At 73.4% G+C, this 14,416-nt stretch carries 14 protein-coding genes; 5 read left to right on the top strand and 9 right to left on the bottom strand.

Features of this window, described 5'->3' with window-relative positions; genetic code table 11:
- Positions 1–544: tetratricopeptide repeat protein (locus ACZ6S5_RS09730; protein WP_465999559.1), on the top strand; the 544-nt coding region annotated here is incomplete at its 5' end.
- Between the two features lie 141 nt (positions 545–685).
- On the opposite strand, the gene ACZ6S5_RS09725 is transcribed toward ACZ6S5_RS09730, so the two are convergent.
- The 9 genes from ACZ6S5_RS09725 to ACZ6S5_RS09685 form a co-directional block, all read right to left on the bottom strand.
- The gene (locus tag ACZ6S5_RS09725) at positions 686–1,006 is read right to left on the bottom strand and encodes a hypothetical protein (RefSeq protein WP_465999557.1); all 321 of its coding nucleotides are present in this window, start codon (positions 1,004–1,006) and stop codon (positions 686–688) included.
- Positions 1,007–1,028: 22 nt separating this feature from the next.
- Positions 1,029–1,604 carry a hypothetical protein gene (locus ACZ6S5_RS09720; protein WP_465999555.1) on the bottom strand — a complete coding sequence of 192 codons (576 nt, stop codon included), beginning with the start codon at positions 1,602–1,604 and terminating at the stop codon, positions 1,029–1,031.
- The gene (locus tag ACZ6S5_RS09715) at positions 1,585–1,917 is read right to left on the bottom strand and encodes a hypothetical protein (RefSeq protein WP_465999553.1); all 333 of its coding nucleotides are present in this window, start codon (positions 1,915–1,917) and stop codon (positions 1,585–1,587) included. The genes ACZ6S5_RS09720 and ACZ6S5_RS09715 overlap by 20 nt, the downstream gene beginning before the upstream one ends.
- A 32-nt stretch (positions 1,918–1,949) precedes the next feature.
- A complete protein-coding gene (locus tag ACZ6S5_RS09710; protein ID WP_465999551.1) occupies positions 1,950–2,804 on the bottom strand; it encodes a peptidoglycan recognition protein family protein in 855 nt (284 codons plus the stop codon).
- A 175-nt stretch (positions 2,805–2,979) separates the two neighbouring features.
- On the bottom strand, positions 2,980–3,204 hold the full coding sequence (locus tag ACZ6S5_RS09705) for a DUF397 domain-containing protein (RefSeq protein WP_465999549.1): 225 nt from the start codon (positions 3,202–3,204) through the stop codon (positions 2,980–2,982).
- 48 nt (positions 3,205–3,252) lie between these two features.
- Complete coding sequence (locus ACZ6S5_RS09700; RefSeq protein WP_465999548.1) at positions 3,253–3,627, bottom strand: recombinase zinc ribbon domain-containing protein; 375 nt, start codon at positions 3,625–3,627, stop codon at positions 3,253–3,255.
- 190 nt (positions 3,628–3,817) lie between these two features.
- Complete coding sequence (locus ACZ6S5_RS09695) at positions 3,818–4,153, bottom strand: hypothetical protein (RefSeq protein ID WP_465999546.1); 336 nt, start codon at positions 4,151–4,153, stop codon at positions 3,818–3,820.
- Between the two features lie 203 nt (positions 4,154–4,356).
- Positions 4,357–4,563, bottom strand: coding sequence for a DUF397 domain-containing protein (locus ACZ6S5_RS09690; RefSeq protein ID WP_187691246.1), 207 nt, complete (start codon positions 4,561–4,563; stop codon positions 4,357–4,359).
- A 15-nt stretch (positions 4,564–4,578) separates the two neighbouring features.
- Positions 4,579–5,448 carry a helix-turn-helix domain-containing protein gene (locus ACZ6S5_RS09685; RefSeq protein WP_465999544.1) on the bottom strand — a complete coding sequence of 290 codons (870 nt, stop codon included), beginning with the start codon at positions 5,446–5,448 and terminating at the stop codon, positions 4,579–4,581.
- Between the two features lie 291 nt (positions 5,449–5,739).
- Here ACZ6S5_RS09685 and ACZ6S5_RS09680 point away from each other — a divergent pair, with 291 nt between their 5' ends.
- The 4 genes from ACZ6S5_RS09680 to ACZ6S5_RS09665 are packed head-to-tail and all read left to right on the top strand — an operon-like array spanning position 5,740 to position 14,232.
- Positions 5,740–8,469: a phage tail protein gene (locus ACZ6S5_RS09680; RefSeq protein WP_465999542.1), complete on the top strand. Its 2,730-nt coding sequence runs from the start codon at positions 5,740–5,742 to the stop codon at positions 8,467–8,469.
- The gene (locus ACZ6S5_RS09675; protein WP_465999541.1) at positions 8,470–12,252 is read left to right on the top strand and encodes a hypothetical protein; all 3,783 of its coding nucleotides are present in this window, start codon (positions 8,470–8,472) and stop codon (positions 12,250–12,252) included.
- Entirely contained in the window at positions 12,230–13,312 is a 1,083-nt protein-coding gene (locus tag ACZ6S5_RS09670; protein ID WP_465999539.1) for a hypothetical protein, read from the top strand. Before ACZ6S5_RS09675 ends, ACZ6S5_RS09670 begins: the two co-directional genes overlap by 23 nt.
- Positions 13,309–14,232, top strand: a complete 924-nt coding sequence (locus tag ACZ6S5_RS09665; RefSeq protein WP_465999537.1) for a hypothetical protein — start codon at positions 13,309–13,311, stop codon at positions 14,230–14,232. The genes ACZ6S5_RS09670 and ACZ6S5_RS09665 overlap by 4 nt, the downstream gene beginning before the upstream one ends.
- Positions 14,233–14,416: the final 184 nt, after the last annotated feature.

Here is a 14,416-nt window from a genome sequence, read left to right as displayed (position 1 = left end):
CGCCCGCAACAGCCTCGCCTCCGCCTACCAATCGGCGGGGCGGGTGGGCGAGGCGATCAGCCTGTTCGAGAGGGTCCACGCCGACTTCGTGCGGGTGCTCGGCGACGATCATCCGAACACCCTGACCGTCCGCCACAACCTCGCCTCCGCCTACCAATCGACGATGCGGGTAAGCGAGGCGATAATCCTATTCGGGCAGGTCCTCGCCGGGCGGGAGCGGCTACTAGGCGAGGACCATCCGAGCACCCTAGGCTCCCGCTACAGCCTCGCTGGCGCCTACGAGTCGGCGGGGCGCGTGAGCGAGGCGATCACTCTGTTCGAGCAGGTCCTCGCTGACTCCATACGGCTGATCGGCGAGGACCATCCCAGCACCTTGGTCGCCCGCCAGAGCGTCGCCGGTGCCTACCGATCGGCGGGGCGGGTGGGCGAGGCGATCACTCTGTTCGAGCAGGTCCTCGCCGACTTCATTCGGCTGCTCGGCGAGGATCATCCGCGAACTGCACTCGCCGCGGCAAACCTTCAAACCGCACGCGAAGCGACCTGAATACGTGGGATTACAGCCAGCCGTGTGCAGGTAATTCCAGGCTCGCCGACAACATGCTCATCTGGCCGCTGGTCGCGTGGTCGTGCCGACATCAGTGCGTCAGACGGGCTCAGACGGCGGCAGGTGCGGCTACGGTGCTCCTCAGCGGAAGCCGTCGCTCCGGAACAGGGTGGAGCCGGGCTCCCGCTGCGGCAGCGGGGTCGGCGCCTCGTAGACCGGCGCGGACGCCAGGAACGGGACGTAGCGCCGGAGGAAGTCGTCGACGCCAGGGATCGCGAGGACGCGGGTCACCGCGGCCGCCACGGCGAGGGCCTGGGCGACGAGCGGCACGGCGTCGACGCCGGCGACGGCGGCGATCGTCGGCAGCAGCGACAGCAGCGCGACGATGGCCGCGAAGATGGTCCGCGCGGTGGCCCGCCACGGGTGGCGGGTCTGCGTGGTCGGAGCCACGGGGTCGGTCATGGGGTCCCTCCTCGGGAGTTGGTCACACACAGAGGCGGAGCAGCGGCACGCACGCCAGCGCCGGGCTGGGCTGCGGCGCGGGTGCCGGCGGGCCGGATGGCCCGCTGGGGCCGGACGGTCCCGCCGGACCGGCCGGGCCGGGGGCGGGTCGCGGCCGGGGCGAACTCGAGGGAGCCGCCCGGCCGGTCGGCCGGGGCCCGCCCCGGTCCGCCGGCGATGGGGCGGGCGATGGGCGCGGGTCGGGGGCGGTGCAGCGGTAGCGGCGGCGCAGGTCCTGCACCGGCTCGTCGCGCGGGGTCAGCCGGTCCAGGGCCACGCACAGGTCGCGGCGGGTCTGCTCCAGCCGGGCGTCCCGCGCCGCCTGGTCGGCGGAGGCCTGCGCCCGCCGCTGCGCCAGGTCCTGCTCCAGCGCCTCGACCCGCCGGTCCATCGCCGAGTCCGCCAGGTTGTAGGCGATGGCGGTGGCGGCCGCCGAGCACAGCAGCGGCAGCAGCGCGTACAGGGCCAGCAGCCTGGCCAGCCGGCGCCGGTCCCTGCCGACGACCCGCTCGGCGGTCACCCGCGCCAGGCGGCGGGTGTCAGCGTCGTGGCTGCTCACCGGGCGACCTCCAGTCGAGCTGGTCGGGGTCGAGGCCGGCGGAGAAGACGCCGAGCCGCAGCCGGGCGTACATGTCCTGGTAGCGGGTGAGCTCCTGTTCGAGGAACTGCACCCGCTGCTCCAGGTACTGCAACCGCTCGTCGACCCGTTTGTCGAAGTTGGCTTCCCGCTGCACGTCGGCGGTGCGGCGTGTGCCGAGCAGCGCCAGCAGCGCGGTGATGATCGTCGCCAGGACGGCGAGGACGCCCATCGTCACGCTGATGCCGGAGACGTCCCCGACGGAGGCCCTGACGATCTGCCCGGCCAGCCACACCTACCTGCCCCCTCAGCGCAGCAGTGAACGGGTCAGCGGACTGGGTTGTGGTACGCGGCGTCCCAGGTGTTCTTGCCGATCAGGCCGTCCTGGCGCAGGCCCTGGTCGTCCTGGAAGGCGATCGCCAGCGCGCGGTACTCGGGGCCGTAGATGCCGTCGTTGCCGGCGCCGCCGAGCCAGGTCTTGCCCTTGCCGATCGACCAGCCTCGGCGGCCGAGCTGGGTGGCCCACTGCTGGAGCCAGGAGCGGTCGGGGTGGCTGCGGAAGTAGCGCTCGTGGAGGCCGGACACCGAGTAGTCGGGGCCGGACGACGGGCCGAAGTACCAGCCGGCGGGCAGGGGGAAGGTGATCGGCGTGCCCGGCGCGGGCTTGCCGGCGGCCGGCGGCTTGGACGGCGCGGGCGTCGATCCGCCGACGATGGGCAGGCCGGCGTGCAGCCAGGCGTAGATCTCGTCGCCGGGGCACTCGGTGGACCCGCGGTCGCGGTGGCCGAGGAGCGTGAGCCGCTTGCCCTTGCGGTCGTTGGCCTCCTCGTAGAGCCACTTGAAGGCGCGGCGGGCGGCGTCGGAGACGTCCCGGCGGCCGGCCTGGTCCTTGCCGATGATGCAGACGCCGATGTTCTCGGTGTTGTGGCCGGCGCAGTGCGCGCCGAGCGTCGTCCACCCGCGGCCCTCGTAGAGCAGGCCGGTGACGCTGTTGATGAGGAAGTTGTAGCCGATGTCCGACCAGCCCTTGACCCGCATGTGGTAGTCCTGGATCTGGCGGGGGGTCTGCGTCGCGCTCGCGGCGGAGTAGTGGCCCATGAACCCGGTCCGCTTGGACCAGGGCACGGTGGAGCGTGACTCCGGGGCGCGGGCGCCCCATTCGGCGCGGCTGATGATGTCCACTGTGTGTCCTCCCGGCAGCGTGGATCGATCTGTCGGGGGACAGCGGCTCTACGGTAGCGGGCCGGGGTGACTGGTGCGGGGCCGAAAGCAGGCCCGCCGGCCGCCGCTGCGCGGACAGCGGCGACCGGCGGGGGTCGTGCGGAGGCCGGCCACGACGCTGGGGCCGGCCTCCGGGTCAGCGGGCGTGCCCGGGCAGCGCGAACTCGCCCTCGGCGGCACCGCCGTTGAAGGCGTCCCACTCGCCTGCGTCGAAGGTCAGCACCGGCCCGTCCGGGGTCCGGCTGTTGCGGACCTCGACGTTGCCGCCGCCGACGAACCGGACCTCGACGCAGTTGTCGCAGTTCGGGCCGCTCTTGGTGCTCTTGAACCACTGGCCGATCGGGCGGGCCTGCTTGCCCATGGTGGTGCTCCTTTCGTCGCCGGCCGCTCCCGTCGCGGCCGGGCCGGTCTACGTGCGCCAGGTGAAGCGCAGGTCGTCGGGGGTGTTGGCGCGGACGACGACCTTGACGAGCAGCTGCTCCAGCACCGACTTGCGGAAGGGCGGGGCGATCGCCGAGACGGTGGCGCGGCGCTCGGCGGCGGTCCAGGTGACCGCCTCGACGGCCTCGGCGGAGAAGGGGACCTTGCGGCAGCCGAGGGGGCACTTGTAGGTGCGCTCGCCGCCGTGCGGGTGCGGGTGCATCGGCACGTCGCACGGGCCGCACCACAGCAGGGTGCGCAGCAGGTACGGGTCAGTGCTGGCGGTCATGGGCGGCGGGTTCCAGGCGGCGGCCCGGCCGTAGAGGGCGCCGCCGGAGACGAGGCGGGAGCTGGTGGCGTTCACGGCCGCCCCCCGTTGCCGCGCCACCGCTGCGCCGGGGTGAGCACCGTGGTGGAGAGGATGAGGGTCGGCCCGTTCCAGGACGGCGCGGCCGGAGGTGGGGGACCGGCCGCCGCTGGGGGACCCGGCGGCCGGTCGTCTGGGGTGGTGCGGCTGCGGCCCCACCGCAGCCAGCGGTGGCGGCCGGGGCGGGTCACAGTGCCCACCCGTAGGCGTCGACCGGGACCTGCTCCGCCCAGCTCGCGGCGCTGCACGGCCACGGGTTGTGGCACCACTCGCAGGCGCGGTCGTTGACGGCGAGGAACGGCCAGGACCGGCGGAGCTGGAGGGCCGAGCCGTCGGGCTCGTGGACGGCGAGCATGTGGCCGGCGACGGTCAGCCGCTCGCCGGGGGTGAGGACGACGTAGCCGTAGCCGGGGATGACCTCGCCGGGCGGTGGCGGCGGCACGTCGACCAGCCGCGGCGGCGGCGAGGGCGCGTCCCACGTGGAGACGGCCGGGAGTGGTGCGCGTAGACCGGTTGTGACCATGAGACGCCCCCTGGGGTGGTGCTCTCTCGCGGATGGTCTTGGCACGGTGCTGAGTTGGCAACGTGCCGGCTGGCACGGTGCCAGCATGGCACGGAGCCGGTCTATGTCACAAGGGGAACGCGAGGATTGACAGCGCGTGTCTGTCGGGGGTGGACGCGCGAAGGACCGGCACCTTGCGGCGCCGGCCCTCCGAGATGGACGTGTCAGGCGAGGTCGAACTGGCCCGCCTTCGCCCCGGCGATGAACGCGGTCCAGCTCGCGCCGTCGAAGGCGAGGGCGGGGCCGCTGCGGTCCTTGCTGTCGCGGACCCGGGCGGCGGAGCCGTCAACGGCGTCGGACACCTCGACGCAGTTCTGGCCGCCGTCGGACCGGCGTGACTTCCGCCAGGGATGGAACTGTGCTTCGGACATGGGTGGCTCCTCGGGTCAGGCTTCGGCAGCCAGGGCGTCGGCCGCCTTCTGGATGAGGTCCGCGCTCTCCTCTTGGGACAGCGCGGCGTCGCGCAGCTGGTCGAACATCTGCGCGTACCGCTGCGCCTCCCGGGCTTCGGTGACCAGCAGGTCGGCCGTCACGGTGTCGACGGCGACGAGCGTCAGGTCCTCGGCGTCCGGGTAGGCGTACAGGGAGAACGGGGAGCGGGGGACGTACCCGCGGCCGAGCCGGGCGTCAACCGGCAGGACGCGGACGCTGATGTTCTCCCTGGTCGTGGCCAGAGTGAGCAGGTGGTGCAGTTGCTCCCGCATGACAGCGGGCGGCACGGGTAGCCGCTCGATGGCCTGCGGTTCCAGCACGACGTCGTACTCCGACCCGTCGGGGCCGGAAATCTGCTGCTGCCGGCGCAGCCTGCCGGCGACGGTGCCGCTGAGGTCGAACTCGGCGCCCTCGTCGAGTGCGACCTGGCCCCGGTGGCGGGCGTACGCCTCGGTCTGCACCAGGCCCGGCAGCATGGAGGTCTGGTACTCGCGGATGGAGCGGGCGCCGCACTCGATGTCGGCGGTGCGGGCCTGGCGGTCGCCCATGCCGGCGAACGCGGGCTGGGTCCACCACCCGCGGGCGAGGCCGTCGCGGGCGACCCGCTGGAGTGCGCGGTACCGCTCGTCGTCCTCGGGCAGGAGGGCGTCGAGGAGCCGCAGGATGGTGTCGAGCGGCCGGCGCTCGCCGTTCTCGACCTTGGACACGACGGTGCGGTCCAGGCCGGCGGCGCGGCCGAGTTCCGAGCCGGTCATCCCGGCCTGGTCGCGCAGCTTGCGCAGGGCGTTGCCGAGCCGAAGGCGTCGTGCGAGGGGGGAGATCACTGGGGTCTGCACCTCCGACGGTTGGCACGGTGCCCGTTTGGCACCCACCTGTGGCGAGGGTACGCGGACCCGTCGATGGGCGGTATGGCGTGGGCTTCCGGCGGTCGCGGTGTCGTCGTTACGCTGATTGGTGATCCGGCGCGGAACGGGTCGGGCTCGCTGGATGAGCGCCCTGCGAAGGGCTCCGGTTGCGTCACCGGAGCCCTTCGTCATGTCGGCAGCTCACTGGCGCACGGTTGTGCGGCCGCAGTGATGGATTGCGACCGCCGAAACTGGCCTACGCTTGGGGGCGTGGCGCTGGGGCGTGCGTACATCGAGATCATCGGCGACGTAAAGAAGTTCGCGCCGGACCTGAAACGCGGACTGAAGTCGGCGCTGAAGATCGGGGCGCTGAGCGGGATCGCCGCCAGCGCGACGGGCAGCCTGGTCAGCCTGGCCGGCGCGCTGGCGCAGGTCGGCGGGGCAGCGTTCGCCATCCCCGGCGTGGTGGCCGTGGGCGCGGCGGCGATGGGCGCGCTGCGGATCGCCACCGCCGGCCTCGGGGACGCGCTGTCGGCCGTCGCCGAGGGCGACGCGAAGGCGTTCGAGAAGGCGCTGGAGAACCTGTCGCCGCAGGCGCAGAAGCTGGCCCGCGAGTTCAAGGCGGTAGGCCCGGCGATCGAGGGCATCCGCACGGCGACGCAGGACGCGTTCGCCGCGCCGATGGTCGGGCAGATCCAGGCAACCGCCTCGGTGCTGGCGGGGCCGCTGCGCAGCGGCCTGGCCGGCGTCGCCGCCGAGTACGGCAACGCGGCCCGGCGGGCGCTGGAGTTCGCCCGGGAGGGCGCCACCGTGTCGGTGCTGCGCGGGGTGCTCATGTCCGCGCGGGAGGCGGTGGCGAACCTCGGCGTGGCGGTGGGGCCGGTCCTGACCGGGTTCCGCGACCTGGCCGTGGTGGCGCTCCCGGCGGTGAGTCAGCTGTCCACCGTGGCCGGCGGGCTGGGCGCAAAGTTCGGCGCGTGGCTGTCAGCGATGGCGCAGAGCGGCGCGGCCACCGCGGCGATCCAGACGGCGTTGGGCGTCCTGCGGCAGCTCGGGACGATCGCGGGGAACGTCGGCGCGATCCTCAGCTCGGTCTTCCAGGCGGCCAGCGCGTCGGCCGGCGGCGGGTTGCTCGGGACGCTGACCACGCTGACCGGCACGCTGCGGGAGTTCTTCGAGTCGGCCGAGGGTGGCGCGGCGCTGAGCGGCATCTTCCAGACGCTGGCCGCACTCGCGTCGGGCTTGAGGCCGGTCATCGGCGGGCTGCTCAGCGCCATCGGTCAGACGCTGGTGCCGGCGCTCATGCCGATCGCGCAGGCGCTGATCCCGGCGTTGCAGGCCCTCGTCCCGGCGCTGGTCCCGATCGGTCAGATGATCGCGTCGCTGGCCTTGGCGATCGCCCCGGTCCTGCCGGTCGTCGGCCAGCTCATCGGGATGCTGGTCGGGCCGCTGGCGCAGGCGCTGACCGCCTTGGGCCCGCTGCTCGGCCCGATCGTGTCCGCGCTCGGTCCGGTGCTGCTCCAGATCGGTCAGACGCTCACCGCGGTCCTCGGCCCGATCGCTGGGCTGCTCGCCGACCTGTTCACCCAGCTGGGCCCGCCGCTGGGCCAGATCGTCGCCGCCCTGGGCGCCGCACTCGCGCCGGTCCTCACGGCGGTCGGGCCGCTGATCGGGACGCTGGTGCAGGCGCTGATGCCGCTGATCCCGACGATCGTGTCGCTGCTGCCGCCGCTGGTCGACATCGTGGTGGCGTTGACGCCGCTGATCGAGCTGGTGGCGCAGCTCGCCGGCGTGGCGGTCGCGCTGGCGGCGCCGCTCATCAAGGTGGCGGCACTGCTGTTGCAGTTCCTCGCCGCGCAGGCCGTCGCCCCGCTGGTCGGGGCGATCGCCAGCGCGCTGACGTGGCTGCTGTCGCCGCTGACGGGCGTGGCCGAGTGGCTGGGCAAGGTCGCCGCCTGGCTGAACGGCATCGATTGGGCCGGCGTGGGGTCGGCGATCGGCGGGGCGTTCTCGTCGGCGTGGAACGCGGTGGTCGGGTTCTTCTCGTCGCTCGGGACGTGGTTCGCCGAGCTGCCGGGGAAGATCGGCTCGTTCCTGGCGAGCCTGCCGGGGATGCTGTGGAACCTGTTCACGTCGGCGCTGGGCATGGCTCTGCAGGCGGTCGGCGTCGGGATCGGCCTGCTGATCTTCTCGGTGACGCAGCTGCCCGGCATGATCCTGCGCGGCATCCAGGCGCTGCCGGGCCTGCTGGCCGGGTTCTTCACCCGGCTGTGGGCCAGCGCGAAGTCGCTGACCACGGCGGGCATCAACGCGGTGGTGTCGTTCGTGACGGCGCTGCCGGGCCGGGTCATGTCGGCGCTGTCGCGGCTGCCGGGGATCCTCGGCGGGGCCCTGACGTCGGCGTGGAGCGCGGCGAAGAGCGCGGCGACGCGCGGCGCGAGCTCCCTGGTGTCGTTCATCGGCAGCGTGCCGGGCCGGCTCGCCGGGCTGGCCGGCAAGTTCGTGTCGGCGGGCGCGCGGCTCATCAGCGGGTTCATGAACGGGCTGAAGAACGTCGGCGGGTTCATCGGGGACGTGGCCGGGTCGATCACGTCGGCGATCAAGGGGTTCATCAACCGGGTGATCGGCAAGATCAACTCGGGTATCGCGTCGATCGACGCCAAGCTCCCCGGGTCGCTGCCGCGCATCCCGATGCTGGCCAACGGCGCGATCCTGCGCCGGCCGACGCTGTTCGTCGGCGGTGAGGCCGGCGACGAGGTGGTCGTGCCGCTGACCCGGCCGCGCCGGGCGCGGGAGCTGGCCGAGCAGTCGGGGCTGATGCGACTGCTCGGCGGCGACGGCGGCGGGTCCGTGGTGTTCGGGCGCGACGCGATCCGCGTGACCTTCGAGGGTGTCCTGCCGACACGGCAGGAGGCGCTGGACACCGGCCGGGCGGTCGGCGAAGGCGTGTTGCAGACGCTGGCCCGCAGGGACGTGGCCACGACGGTGAGGACGATCTGAGTGGGCGAGTACAACCCTGACCTGCCGTACGTGCTGGGGATGCAGTGGGCGCCGCTGGTGGCCGACACGGTGCAGCTCGACACGGCCAGCGAGGTCGGCTACACGTTCCGGGCCCGAACGACCCACCCGGCCGGGGGCGGGCTGCGGCGGGTCCGGCTGCAACTGTCGAGCCCGCCGCCGGGCCTGCCGGACCGCAAGGAGCTGCTGGTCAACGTGTACCCGGCGGACCGGGTGGCCGGCACGGGGCCGGTGGGCAAGCTGGTCATCCCGTGCGCGTCGGGGACCGTGCTGGCCGGGGCAGCGCTGGCCGGTGGGGCGTCGACGGCGAACGACGCGGTGAGCAACCCGGCCGACCCGCAGCACGTCACCCTGACCGGCCCGAACGCGGCGGCCCGGTTCTGGTTCGGCAGGCCCCTCCCGCCGAAGATCAGCGATCGGCGGATCCTCGACGTGTCGGTGCTGTACGTGATCTCGGGCCCGTTCGCCGACCTGGCCCCGGCGGTGACCCTTGGCCTCGAGCGCCCGTCGGCCGGCGTCAACTGGATCATGGACGAGACGCTGAACGGGCCCGCCGAGCAGAACGCCGGCACGGCGATCGCCCGGTCCCGGCTGGGCGAGCTGAACCCGTGGTGGGACGCCGCGGCGGCACCGACGACGCAGCGGGGCCGGGCACCGTGGCGGTGGTCGCCGGGCAACGGCGCGACCGGGCTGACGTCCATGGGCGCGTCCGGCGGCACGAACATGAACGTCCGGCTCCAGGTCAGCGCGGCCGCCGCTGCGGGCGCGGTGTTCAAGGTGCACTACCTGGCGGTGGAGGTGACGTACGGGGTGGAGAACCGGGTCGCCGGCGGCGGCCTGGACATCTCGCAGGGGCCCGGCGGCATCATCCCGACGGGGTTCACCAGCGTGACCGGGTGGTTCTTCGACATCCCGTTGCTCGGCATCGCCACGGCCGACGTGCCGCTCACCGCCGGGCGGGAGTATGCGGTGACGGTCGGCCAGGCGTACGTGGGTCAGAAGTCGGTGGCGTCGCCCGTGCCGGTGAAGGTCGACCGTCTCGGGTCGGTCGAGCCGTTCCCCTCGCACCGCGGCGTGCTGCTGCGCAAGACGCTGCGCGCCGGGCAAACGCCGACGGTGGAGACGGTCCAGGAGATGCCGTCGATCCAGCTGAACACGGGCACGATTGCGCCCGGTTCCCCGGACGTCAGCGGCCACACCTACATGAGGCAGGTCGCCGGCAGCGTGTCGAGGGCGACCACCGGGTCGGACACCTTCCAGCACATCGTCGAGACGCAGGTGGGTGATTGGGTGTGGGCCCGCTTCTACGCCCGGCACCTGCCCGGCACAGGGGACGCCCTGGAGCTGACGCCGGTCGCGGTGGACCAACCGAGCACGCCGGTGGGCCCGCCGACCCGGATCACGGTGGAGGAGTTCGACGCGCTGCCGGAGATCGCCGACGGCTGGCGGGAGGTGACGGTCCGGCTGGCCGCGCCGTACCTGTCGGACGGGGTGGGCGACATTACGTGGTGGGCGTGGACGAGCAACGCGGACCCGCAGTCGCCGTGGCAGGTGCTGGGCGCGGACGCCGACCCGGCCGTCGACCAGTACAGCGGCGGCGGCGGCGGTATCGGAGGCGCCGCTGCGGCGACCTACGGCGACGACCAGCTGGTGTACGCCGCGTACGACGGGCAGCGGGACCAGGCTGCGGACCTGACGCTGATGTTCGCGCAGGAGATGGACGCCGTGCTGGGCCTCGACGTGCAGCCGGCCGTGCAGCCGCTGACCGTCGTCGACGAGCAGTGCGCCCGGCCGGCAAGCAAGATCCCGACCAGCATCCGCTACCACCAGGTGTCGTGGACGGCGATCAACTCGGGGGTGGTGGGCGGCTGGGGGCACTACGAGGTGCAGCGCCAGGACGACACGATGGCCGCCGCCGAGTGGGAGACGATCGCGAAGGTGGTCGAGCCGTCCGTGACGGCGGTCGACGACTACGAGGCCCGGGTGGGCGTCGAGTCGCGGTACCGGATCAGGATGATGCACCGCCTCGGCATCGCCGGGCCGTGGTCGGCCACCGTGGCGGCGACGATCGCCGCTCCAGGTGTGGACGGCCGCAACGTCGACACCGGGGTGCTGATCCTGACCAGCAACCACAACCCGGCCGGGAACCTGGCGTACGTCGAGAACTTCGACCGGTCGTCGGTGGAGGAGTTCACGTTTCCCGAGGCGGGCCAGGTCGAGCTGCAGGAGATGTTCGACCGGGACTACCGCACGGCGTTCCGGCCGCTGGAGCGCGGCGGCGTCGAGTTCACCCGGGCGGTGCTGGTGAACACGGCGGCGGTGCCGCCGGCCACGATGGACCGCGGCTTCCAGGACCTGCGGGACCTGGCGTGGGACTCGGTGCCGTACGTGTGCGTGCGCGACGAGCTGAGCAACCGGTGGCTGTCGACGCTGCTGGTGCCGTCGGCGTCGGTGAAGCGCCGCAAGGCGGGACAGCTCCAGCTGGCGCAGGTGCAGGTGGTGGAGGTGACGGCGACGCCGGCCCCGCTGGACGGCGGCCCGGCCGCGTGCGAGGGCCTGCGGCCGGAGGGCCAGGTGTCGTCGGTGAGGGCGAGCACGCCGGTTCCGGCGGCCGGCCTCGCCACGTTCGCGTTCGGGGACCTGTTCAACCGGAGCGTGTCGAACGGCCTGGGGAACGGCTGGACGATCATCGAGGGCGCGGCGGCGGACTTCTCGGTGGCCGCCGAGGCGGCGACGTTCAACCTGGCCGGCGGGGCTTCCCGCTCGGCGATCGTCGGCGCGGGCTGGGAGGACGTCGACGTCCGGGCGCGGTTCCGGTTCAGCGCGGTGGCGACGGGCCAGCCGATCAACGTGTACCTGATCGGCCGGGCCAGCCCCACGGGCAACAACCAGTACCGGGCGCGGCTGGCCGCGCAGACCGACGGCAAGCTCGGCGTGGCGATCGAGAAGATCGCCAACGGCGTGTTGGGGAACCCGACGGCGCTGGCGACGGTGAAGGACCGCTTCGGCAACAACCTGGCCTACCAGGCGGGCAGCTGGTACTGGATGCGGTTGCAGGTTCGTGACGGGGCGATCCGGGTGGCGGTGTGGCCGGACGGCGACGACATGGTGCGGTGGGAGCAGTCGGCGAAGGACACCTCTGTCGCCGGAGTCGGCCAGGTCGGTGTGCGGGGCATCATCACGGCGGGGAACACGAACGCGGCCCCGACGGTGAGCATCGGTGATCTGCAGGTGTCGCAGGCGGGGTTGAACGACCTGGACCTGCGGGTGGAGCTGCGGCCGACCGGCGACCAGTGGTCGGCGCAGCTGTCGCGCACCAACAACAACGGCGCGCTCGGCTGGAAGCTGACCGCCGACCAGGTGCAGACCTGCCTCAACCTGTGGGGCGGCGCCGGGTTCACCGGCTGCGAGGCCACCCGGAGGCTGGTGGTGACCCGGCAGCGGCGGTGGCTGCGGGTGACGTACCGCAACGACGAGGCCGGCTGGGCGAACGCGAAGCTCTGGTTCTCGGACGACGGGGTGGAGTGGATGTCGCCGAGCAACGTGACGGCCAACCCGGAGCCGCCGACGCTCGACCCGGGGCGGCTGGCGGTGGTGCTGACCGGCGACGTGACCGTGGCCCGGGTCGAGGTGCGGCAGGGCATCGACGGCCCGCTGCTCGCCAGCCCCGCCTTCGAGGTGCAGCCGGCCGGCACCACGGAGTTCGTCGACGCGCAGGGCAACGTGTGGGAGGTGGACGGCCGTGGCATCTGCGCCCCCGCCTGACCTGCTCGACCTGCCCGCGTGGCGCGGGCAGCGGTCGGCGTCGTTCCGGTTCGACCTGATCGACGGGCGGACCGGCGTGCGGCGGGGTGAGCTCACGCCGCTGCGGGACACCTCGCCGAGCCTGAGCCACGACGGCACGTCGACGATCCCGCGCCGGCTGTCCGGGGTGACCCTCGGCGTGGACGACGCGAAGCGGATCAACCAGCTGACCGACCGGATCGCGCCCCGCATGGTGCTGGGCGACGGCACCTCGTACCAGCTGGGCCGCTACCTGGTGTCGGACTCGTCGGACCTGGTGACCAGCGCCGGGTCGACGGCGCCGCTGACGCTGCTGGACGAGATGTTCGTGGTCGACCAGGAGCTGGACGTCGGCTTCGACGCGGGCAGGCAGCTCGTCGACCAGGCGGCGCAGCGGCTGGTGGAGGGGCTGCCGATCGGGCAGCTGGTGGTCGACGCGACGGAGTTCACGTCGGTGTCCGCCTGGTCGCCGGGCACGTCGCGGGCGAACGCGCTGCGGGACCTGGCCGCGCAGGGCGGGTACTTCATGCCGTGGTTCAACCACCGCGGCTGGCTGCGGATGCGGCGGGCCTTCGACCCGGCCGACCAGGCGGTGACGATCGACCTGGACGCCTCCCGCCGGGTGATCCGGGGGTCGATCTCGCGGGGGACGGACCTGCTGACCGCGCCGAACCGCTTCGTGGTGGTGTCCAACGACCCGGGCTCGGACGCGGAGCCGGTCGTCGGGGTGTACGACGTGCCGGCGTCGGCGCCGCACTCGATCGCCCAGCGCGGGTTCGTGCTGCCGAAGACGGTCGACGTGCAGGTGCGCTCGCAGGCTCAGGCGACGGTGTACGCGCGGACGCTGGGGCTCCAGCAGACGGTGTACGAGGTGGTGGAGCTGAGCACCCCGGTGGACCCGCGGCACGACGCGTACGAGGTGGTGCGCTGGGACGGGGTGCGGTGGTTGGAGGTGGCCTGGACGATGCCGCTGGCGCCAGGCGGGGAGATGCGGCACACGCTGCGGCGGGCGTACCCGGAGACGGAAGGCGGGGAGGCGTGAGCGGGGACGGGAAGGTGCCGGGCCTGGCAGTGCCGGTGAAGGCGCTCGCCGAGGCGGTGCTGGAGAAGGCGGTCCGGCTCGGGCTGACGTGGCGGCTGCGGCCGGCGACGGTGACGAGCGTCGCCAACGACGGGACGATCCGGGCGCTGCACGACGGCGACACCCAGGCGATCCGGGTGACGTCGATGATCGGCGCGGTTCCGGTGCGCGCCCGGGTGATGGTGATGAAGACACCGCCGGCCGGGAACCACATCGTCGGCCTGGTCGGCTCACCCGGGCCCGGCGCGCCGACCGGGCCGGTGCAGACGTTCACAGTCGACGGCCCGTTCGTGGTGCCGGCCGGCGCGCGGTGGATCCGGGCGTACGGGGTCGGCGGCGGTGGCGGCGGCGGCGGGGTGACCGGCGCGAGCGGCGGCAACGGCGCGGGCGGCGGCGGTGGCGCCGGCGGGTACTGCGAGAGCGTGTGGGCGGCAGGCGAGCTGCCGGCCCAGGTGGCCGTGACGGTCGGCGCGGCCGGCACGGCGGGCGCTGCGGGCGCGCAGGGCGGCGGTGGCGGGCTGACGAGCTTCGGCGGGCTGTGGACGGCCGGTGGAGGCAACGGCGGTGGAGGGGTGACGGCGAACGCGACGGACACCAGCGGCGGCCGGGGTTACGGCGGCACGGCGGCGGGCGGGAACGTGCGGAACTCGATCGGCGCGGGCGGCGGCCCGGGCCGGACCCTGGACAACCGGCACACGTTCGCGGCGTTCGGCGGGGATTCGCCGCTGGGGGCGGGCGGGCCCGCCCCGGTGTCGATCAACGGGAACGGGAACGACGCGGGCGGTCCGGGCGGCGGCGGTGGCGGCGCGATCGCGGGGGCGACGTCCCGGGTGGGCGGCAAGGGCGGCGGCGGCCTGTGCGTCGTGGAGGTCGTCTACTGACCGCCTGACCTGGCCTTGGAAACAGCGCAGCCCCGGACCGCGAAATCCGGGGCTGTGCTGCGTTCACGTGGAGACACCAGCATAGCGGCCGGTGCCAACGGCGAGCAAAGAGGCGCGCCGCCGTACATACAACATTGACGCCAGGCGGCCGGTCATATACAATGTCTTTGTACGTTTCGCCGTC

This window comes from Micromonospora sp. NPDC051924, from assembly GCF_055586005.1.
Note: the sequence above shows the minus strand (reverse complement) of the source record. Positions and strands in the feature narration are given on the sequence as shown.